At 45.6% G+C, this 7,758-nt stretch carries 7 protein-coding genes and 2 pseudogenes; 7 read left to right on the top strand and 2 right to left on the bottom strand.

Going from position 1 to position 7,758, the window contains the following annotated elements; genetic code table 11:
- Nucleotides 1-125: 125 nt before the first annotated feature.
- The 4 genes and pseudogenes from ACERC7_RS10110 to ACERC7_RS10095 form a co-directional block, all read left to right on the top strand.
- Nucleotides 126-1,049, top strand: a pseudogene (locus ACERC7_RS10110) (tyrosine-type recombinase/integrase); the annotation flags it as partial.
- A gap of 87 nt (nt 1,050-1,136) precedes the next feature.
- Nucleotides 1,137-1,994, top strand: a complete 858-nt coding sequence (gene ylqF / locus ACERC7_RS10105) for a ribosome biogenesis GTPase YlqF (protein ID WP_373666859.1) — start codon at nt 1,137-1,139, stop codon at nt 1,992-1,994.
- Nucleotides 1,972-2,745 carry a ribonuclease HII gene (locus ACERC7_RS10100; protein WP_373666858.1) on the top strand — a complete coding sequence of 258 codons (774 nt, stop codon included), beginning with the start codon at nt 1,972-1,974 and terminating at the stop codon, nt 2,743-2,745. The genes ylqF and ACERC7_RS10100 overlap by 23 nt, the downstream gene beginning before the upstream one ends.
- Nucleotides 2,746-2,889: 144 nt before the next feature.
- The gene (locus ACERC7_RS10095) at nt 2,890-3,441 is read left to right on the top strand and encodes a sugar O-acetyltransferase (protein WP_373666857.1); all 552 of its coding nucleotides are present in this window, start codon (nt 2,890-2,892) and stop codon (nt 3,439-3,441) included.
- Between the two features lie 47 nt (nt 3,442-3,488).
- Here the strand turns inward: ACERC7_RS10095 and ACERC7_RS10090 are convergent, their stop codons facing one another.
- A complete protein-coding gene (locus ACERC7_RS10090) occupies nt 3,489-3,833 on the bottom strand; it encodes a hypothetical protein (protein ID WP_373666856.1) in 345 nt (114 codons plus the stop codon).
- Nucleotides 3,834-3,938: 105 nt separating this feature from the next.
- Here ACERC7_RS10090 and dprA point away from each other — a divergent pair, with 105 nt between their 5' ends.
- From dprA to ACERC7_RS10075, 3 genes are all read left to right on the top strand, one after another.
- On the top strand, nt 3,939-4,781 hold the full coding sequence (gene dprA / locus ACERC7_RS10085; protein WP_373659635.1) for a DNA-processing protein DprA: 843 nt from the start codon (nt 3,939-3,941) through the stop codon (nt 4,779-4,781).
- Between the two features lie 91 nt (nt 4,782-4,872).
- Nucleotides 4,873-6,969, top strand: coding sequence for a type I DNA topoisomerase (topA, locus tag ACERC7_RS10080; RefSeq protein WP_373666855.1), 2,097 nt, complete (start codon nt 4,873-4,875; stop codon nt 6,967-6,969).
- Between the two features lie 226 nt (nt 6,970-7,195).
- Complete coding sequence (locus ACERC7_RS10075) at nt 7,196-7,531, top strand: zinc ribbon domain-containing protein YjdM (RefSeq protein ID WP_018368537.1); 336 nt, start codon at nt 7,196-7,198, stop codon at nt 7,529-7,531.
- 39 nt (nt 7,532-7,570) lie between these two features.
- On the opposite strand, the pseudogene ACERC7_RS10070 reads toward ACERC7_RS10075, so the two are convergent.
- Nucleotides 7,571-7,633: pseudogene (locus ACERC7_RS10070) on the bottom strand (IS3 family transposase); the annotation flags it as partial.
- Nucleotides 7,634-7,758: the final 125 nt, after the last annotated feature.

The following is a 7,758-nucleotide window of genomic DNA, read 5'->3' as shown; positions in this document are numbered from 1 at the left end:
TGTCCACTGGTGGAACCATCATCGCATTCACGGTAGTCTCGATTACCAAACACCTATGGTTAAGCGAGTTATCGCTTAACAAAAACACTTTATAAAAATTGTACAGAAAAGGGGTGCCTTTTCATGCTTTCTTTGATACACTGAGCAGGCGTAGAAATCCAAATTACTATGATTTAGCGATTGTTCTACTGTTCTCAGGTTTACGTATTGGAGAAGCAGCATTCACTGAAGAAGATTTTGATCCTGATACTGGGGTACTGACGATTGATAAAGCTTTACAATATCATGATTTAAGAGTGGCTGATTTTCATTTTGGAGAAACAAAGACACTTAATGCTGATCGTGAGGTTGCGTTACCTAGAGTAGCCTGTGAGGCTATTTTAAGAGCGATTGAGCGTTCCAGAGAATTTAATCAATACATGATAGAGAACCCTAACGTCAATTTTACGAAGTCAGAAAGTATTTTTCGAACAGAATATGGTTCACCGATAACATCTCACTCATTTAGGGAAGTGCTTGCACGAGTAGAAAAAGAATTGATAGGTAACTGTGAACAGAAATACGGTTTCAAATGGATGAAGCATGTCACACCACATTCTTTTAGGAACATGCACATTTCCTACTTGCAAAGTGAAGAGATGACTATTGCAATCTCAGATGTCATGGCACGAGTTGGGCATGCTAATTATGAGACAACGATGGGCTACACTCATCGAGTGAAACAATCTCAAGAGCATACGGTTCAGGCCCTTGATAAATTTGCAGAAGCACATCAATTCCAATTTGCTAGGCTTCAAAAATGGTCTTGTCAGTATTCAGCCAAAATTAACGAGCTTATCGAACAGCATAAAACGGTTGGAAGTGTTGAGTTAACACTAGATGAATTTCGAGAGTATCTTGACCTCAGTCCGACCTATCAGCCTAGACATATTTCTGGAAATATCATTCCTAAAATAACCAAAGATATGTCTAAGCACTATCGTAATTTCCAGGTCATCTCTAATCGAGAGGGGAGCCAAAGAATTCTTGGTTATACCTTGACTTGGTGATGATATGTTTGGTGCCTGCTTGGTGCCTAGCAACAAAACAAGACACTCAAGGCTTGAAAACCCTTGATACGAAAGGATTTTACACACATGGCTACTATTCAATGGTTTCCAGGTCACATGTCAAAGGCCAGGAGACAGGTGCAGGAAAATATCAAATTTGTGGATTTTGTGACCATCTTGGTCGATGCTAGATTGCCCCTGTCCAGCCAAAATCCCATGCTGACTAAAATTGTCGGTGATAAGCCCAAGCTCCTGATTTTGAACAAGGCAGACTTGGCAGATAAGGAGCTGACCAAGCAATGGCGGGCTTACTATGAAGCGCAGGGCATCAAGACCCTTGCTCTCAACTCTAAAGAGCAGGTGACGGTCAAGCAGGTCGCCGAGGCTGCGAAATCCCTCATGGCTGATAAGCTGGTTCGCCTGAGGGAGCGTGGTATTCAAAAAGAGACCCTGCGGACCATGATTATCGGCATTCCAAATGCTGGTAAGTCTACTTTGATGAACCGTCTGGCGGGCAAGAAAATCGCTGTTGTCGGCAATAAACCAGGGGTTACCAAAGGGCAGCAGTGGCTCAAGACCAATAAGGATTTGGAAATTCTGGACACACCGGGGATTCTCTGGCCCAAGTTTGAAGACCAGATGGTCGGATTAAAACTGGCTCTGACAGGTGCTATTAAGGACAATCTCCTGCCCATGGATGATGTCACGATTTTTGGTTTGGATTATTTCAAGGCTCACTATCCTGACCGCCTCAAGGAGCGGTTTAAGGGGATGGATTGGGAGCAGGAGACGCCTGAGCTGATTGTGGCGTTGACTCGAAAGCTGGGCTTTAAGGACGACTACGACCGTTTTTACACCCTCTTTGTCAAGGAGGTGCGGGACGGCAAGCTGGGTACCTATACCCTAGATAAGGTGGACGAGATTGGCAACTATTCAAGCGATTAAAGCCCAGCTGGCAGCTGTTACCAGTTTATCTGCCCCCCTCTTTGAGGAGCTTTTGGCAGATGGAAGAGCAGGCGTGCAGACGGCGGTCAAAAAACGCCAAAAAGAGCTAGAGCAGCTAGCGGCAGAAGACGACCGTCTTGAAGCTCTGCTATGGTACGAAAAAAAGTTCTACGAGAAAGGCTTTCGGCTAATTGCAGGAGTTGACGAAGTCGGGCGAGGCCCCTTGGCTGGTCCTGTCGTTGCGGCAGCGGTTATCCTGCCTGTTGGCTGTAAAATCACAGGCCTCAATGATAGCAAGAAAATCCCCAAGAAAAAGCATGAAGCGGTGTATGACGCTGTCATGGCAGAAGCGGTAGCAGTAGGCATTAGTGTCCAGTCACCAGAGGTCATCGACCGTGTTAACATCTATGAAGCGACCAAAATCGCCATGCAGGATGCCATCAGTCAGCTATCACCGCAGCCCGACCACCTGCTGATTGATGCCATGAAGCTAGAGACGGAGCTTCCACAGACCAGCCTCATCAAGGGAGATGCGAAGAGCATGTCCATCGCTGCCGCCTCGATCGTGGCCAAGGTCACACGTGACCGCCTGATGGCTGACTATGACCAGCTCTACCCAGGCTATGATTTTGCCCAAAATGCAGGCTACGGGACGGCCAAGCACTTGCAGGGCTTGAAGGCGCTAGGAATAACCCCTATTCACCGTAAATCATTTGAACCGATTAAGAGCATGGTAGGTGGTAAGGATTGATAATATTAGCTTGACTGGTCTTTCTGGGAGCTTGTTTTATCTTGACTAAAGTTTTCAGTTTTGGCATGTTTGAGCAGCGTCCGACTTGCTTATCACTGCATATTGAGAAGACATATTACTGATAACCAAAAGGATAACTGAAATATGACGATTTTTGAACAGATGTCGGCTGGTCACCACTACGATGCCAGCGACCCAGACTTGCTGGCGCTGAGACAAGAAGCGCGGCAACACATGCAGGCCTTTAATCAGGAATTGGATGTGACCAAACGAACGGACTTGCTCAAGACTTGGCTAGGAAAAACAGGCGAGAACTGTCTGATTGAAACAGGATTTTCCTGCGATTACGGGAAAAATATTTTTCTGGGCGAGAATTTTTTTGCCAATTTTAACTGCACGTTTTTGGATGTTTGCCCCATTACCATCGGAGATGATGCCATGATTGGTCCCAATGTTCAATTCTTAACGCCCTTGCATCCGCTGGATGCTGATGAGCGGGTGACTGGTGTCGAATATGGCAAGCCCATTACTATTGGTGATAAGGTCTGGATTGGAGGCGGCGCAACAATTTTAGCAGGTGTCACCTTGGGCAATCGTGTGGTCATCGGTGCAGGCTCGGTGGTTACCAAATCCTTTGATGAAGACAATATCGTCTTAGCTGGTAATCCCGCACGAGTGATTAAGCGGTTGACCTAAGCAAAAAACGACTGAAAGAGTGAGTAACCTTGTCAGTCGTTTTTTAGTTATTTTGATAAGTGGCTAAATTGCTCGGCGATTTGACGTCCAGACTCTTCAGCTTGGCGTTGCTGCTCAGTGCGTTGCTGGATATAGCGTTCAGCCTCTCCTTTTTCCATAGCAGCGAGGAACTCTGCGGCAGTTTCTGCCAGATAATGGTCGATTTCCTCTGTGGAGTTGAAGGCGTAGGGGTCTGTCGCTGAATAATAGTAGGTCTTATAAATAGCTCCTTGTTCTCTCAGTAGGTCTGCCAGCTCAGGCTTGTCCTGAGCAGCAAATTGTACCAGGCCGCTGTAGGCCCATTTCTCAGTGGCGTAGAGCCCTGTCGGTGATGGTTGAGGTGAAGTTGTCATGATATCTCCTTTTCTGACTTAACTATACAAGATTTCTCCTATTTTTGTCAAGATTTTTCAAGCTGTTCCACGAATAATCCAGTAGAACACTTGAAAGGATAACTGATGAATAATTTTGACCTTTTTAAGCTGAAAAAAGCTGGCCTGACCAATCGTCAAGTCCTCAATATTTTGGACTACCAAGCCAAATACGGCAAGTCCCTGTCCTTACGGGATATGGCTGTGGTCTCTCAGCGCAAGCAACCGACTATTTTTATGGAAAACTATAAGCGGCTAGACAGCAAGACCTTGCGGGAGGAGTTCAACCGCTTTAAGAGCCTTTCTATCTTTGATACGGCTTATCCCCTTGAGCTCAAAACAATCTATAACCCACCTGTCCTCCTCTTCTATCAGGGAAATCTTGACCTCTTGACCAAACCTAAACTGGCGGTGGTCGGCTCTCGTAAGACCAGTGAGGTCGGCACCAACTCCATCAAAAAAATCATGGCAGAGCTGGGCAACCATTTTGTCATCGTCAGCGGCCTAGCTCGAGGAATTGATACGGCGGCTCATGTGGCGGCTTTGAAAAATGGCGGAGCAACCATAGCCGTCATCGGTTGTGGACTTGATGTCTACTATCCTAAAGAAAACCGTCAGCTCCAAGACTACATCGCTAAGAACCATTTGCTCTTATCAGAATATCTGCCTGGAGAGCAGCCGCTCAAGTTTCATTTCCCAGAGCGTAATCGCATTATTGCAGGGCTATCACAAGGCGTCCTCGTTGCCGAGGCAAAAATGCGTTCAGGTAGTCTGATTACCTGTGAGCGTGCCTTAGAAGAAGGACGAGATGTCTTTGCCATTCCAGGTAACATTTTAGATGGTCAGTCAGACGGCTGTCTTCATTTGATCAAAGAAGGCGCAAAGTGCACCACGACAGGACTTGACATCCTATCGGAGTATCAATTTTAACAAGTCGTTTTCCTATAGAAACATTTTTTTATTGACAGCTTGGAAAAAATGGTTTATCATGCTATAGATTTGAAATGAAAGAAAGAGAGCTATGGCAACCAAAACGGCAAGTAAAAAAACAAGTCCTAAAAAAAATCTGGTTATCGTGGAGTCACCTGCCAAGGCCAAAACTATCGAGAAGTACCTTGGTCGCAATTACAAGGTGGTCGCCTCTGTCGGGCATATTCGTGATTTGAAAAAATCTAGCATGTCCATTGACTTTGATAATAACTACCAGCCAGAATATATCAATATCCGAGGAAAGGGATCGCTGATTAATAGCCTGAAAAAAGAGGCCAAGAATGCCAAGCAAGTCTATCTCGCCAGTGACCCGGATAGGGAGGGAGAGGCCATTTCCTGGCATCTGGCGCATATCTTGGGCTTAGACATCACCGACAAGAATCGTGTTGTGTTCAATGAAATCACCAAGGATGCAGTCAAAAATGCCTTTGTCGAACCACGTCCAATCGATATGGATTTGGTGGACGCCCAGCAGGCTCGTCGTGTCCTTGACCGTATCGTGGGTTATTCCATTTCACCTATCCTCTGGAAAAAGGTCAAAAAAGGCTTGTCAGCAGGTCGGGTGCAATCGGTCGCCCTCAAGCTGATTATTGACCGTGAGAACGAGATAAAGGCCTTTAAACCAGAAGAATACTGGACTATTGATGGGCTCTTCAAAAAAGGCACCAAGAAGTTTCAAGCTAGTTTCTATGGGATTGATGGCAAGAAGCTCAAGTTGGCTAACAACGATGATGTTAAAGCTGTTCTTGCACGGTTGAGTTCGGCGGATTTCTTGGTAGAGCAGGTGGAAAAGAAAGAGCGCCGTCGCAATGCGCCACTGCCCTACACCACCTCATCTCTTCAACAGGATGCAGCCAATAAAATCAATTTCCGTACCCGCAAAACCATGATGGTTGCCCAACAACTCTATGAAGGACTAAGCCTAGGACCTTCTGGGCACCAAGGTTTGATTACCTATATGCGTACAGACTCGACCCGTATCAGCCCAGTAGCTCAGGCAGATGCCGCTAACTTCATCAGTCAGCGATTCGGTAGCCGATACTCTAAGCACGGCAACAAGGTCAAAAATGCCAGCGGTGCTCAAGATGCCCACGAAGCTATTCGTCCGTCTAACGTCAACCATACGCCAGAGAGCATTGCCAAATACCTGGACAAGGATCAGCTTAAGCTCTACACCCTTATCTGGAACCGTTTTGTGGCTAGCCAGATGACTGCTGCTGTTTTTGATACTGTCAAGGTTAACCTGACCCAAAATGGTGTACTCTTTACTGCTAATGGTAGCCAGATCAAGTTTGACGGTTACCTGGCCGTTTATAACGACTCGGACAAGAATAAAATGTTGCCTGAGATGACTGAGGGTGATATGGTTAAAAAGGAGAACTTGACCCCTGAGCAGCACTTCACTCAACCGCCAGCTCGCTATTCAGAAGCGACTTTGATTAAGACCCTTGAGGAAAATGGGGTTGGTCGTCCGTCGACTTATGCACCGACTCTTGAGACCATTCAGAAGCGCTACTATGTCAAGTTAACTGCCAAGCGGTTTGAACCGACGGAGTTGGGCGAGATTGTCAACAACCTGATTGTTGAGTTCTTCCCAGATATTGTCAATGTAGCCTTCACCGCTGAGATGGAGAATAAGCTGGATGATGTCGAAGTTGGACAAGAAAACTGGCAAAAAATCATCGACAGTTTTTATCAGCCGTTCAAGCGTGAACTAGCGAAAGCTGAAGCAGAAATGGAAAAAATCCAAATCAAAGATGAGCCAGCAGATTTTGCTTGTGAGGTCTGTGGTCACGATATGGTTATCAAGTTGGGACGCTTTGGCAAATTCTACGCTTGCAGTAATTTTCCAGACTGCCGCCACACCAAAGCCATCACAAAAGAAATCGGTGTGACCTGCCCAACCTGTCACCAAGGACAAATCATCGAGCGCAAGACCAAGAAAAATCGGATATTCTACGGCTGTGACCGCTATCCAGCTTGCGATTTCACTGCTTGGGATAAGCCAGTCGGGCGTAACTGTCCAAAATCTGGGGATTTCCTCGTTGAGAAAGCTGTTCGCGGTGGCGGACGTCAGGTCGTTTGTAGCGCCGATAAGTGTGACTATAAAGAAGAAAAAGTTAAGTAGAGTAAATAAAAGGGCAGGGTTTCAATCGGTCACTCAAAGCGGACAATTGAAACGCCGTCCTTTTTGTATCGGATTAGCTAGTGCTGTCGCCATGTTATGGTCAAGCATTGCCGTCTAGGATTCAGGTGATTTTCCTCATGTTTTTTACTGGTTACCTTTTTCTCCTTGTCAAGCTCTGTTATTTTCAGTAAAATGAAGATGACTAAATAGAAGTAAAGGAGAAGTGATGGCACTACCAAACTGCCCAGAATGTCAATCGGAGTATGTTTATGAGGATGGGGCGCTCTTGGTCTGTCCAGAGTGTGCTTATGAGTGGTCACCGACCGATTCAGCAGCTGAAGAAGTTGGCTTGATTGTGTTAGACAGTAACGGCACTCGTCTAGCGGACGGTGATACGGTAACGGTTATTAAGGACTTGAAGGTCAAAGGTGCACCGAAAGACCTCAAACAGGGGACTCGTGTGAAAAATATCCGTCTGGTTGAGGGAGACCACAACATTGATTGTAAAATTGATGGCTTTGGTGCCATGAAGCTCAAAAGTGAATTCGTGAAAAAGATTTAATTGCAAGTGTACTGACCCCCAAAAGTTGGACAAGAAATATTATTGAAAGGATTTAATTCTGTATTGCACAGGACTAAGTCCTTTTAATTTTGTTTTGATTCGTTTGAATCGGTTACACTAAACTAGACAGAATTTATAAAGTGTTCTACACTAAAGAAAACAGGAGAACTCTATGTCTAGAAAAATCCGTCGTCAATTTAGTGATGACTTTAAGCAACAAATTGTTG

It is taken from the genome of Streptococcus sp. E17BB, assembly GCF_041807725.1.
Taxonomy (GTDB): Bacteria; Bacillota; Bacilli; order Lactobacillales; family Streptococcaceae; genus Streptococcus; species Streptococcus entericus.
Note: the sequence above shows the minus strand (reverse complement) of the source record. Positions and strands in the feature narration are given on the sequence as shown.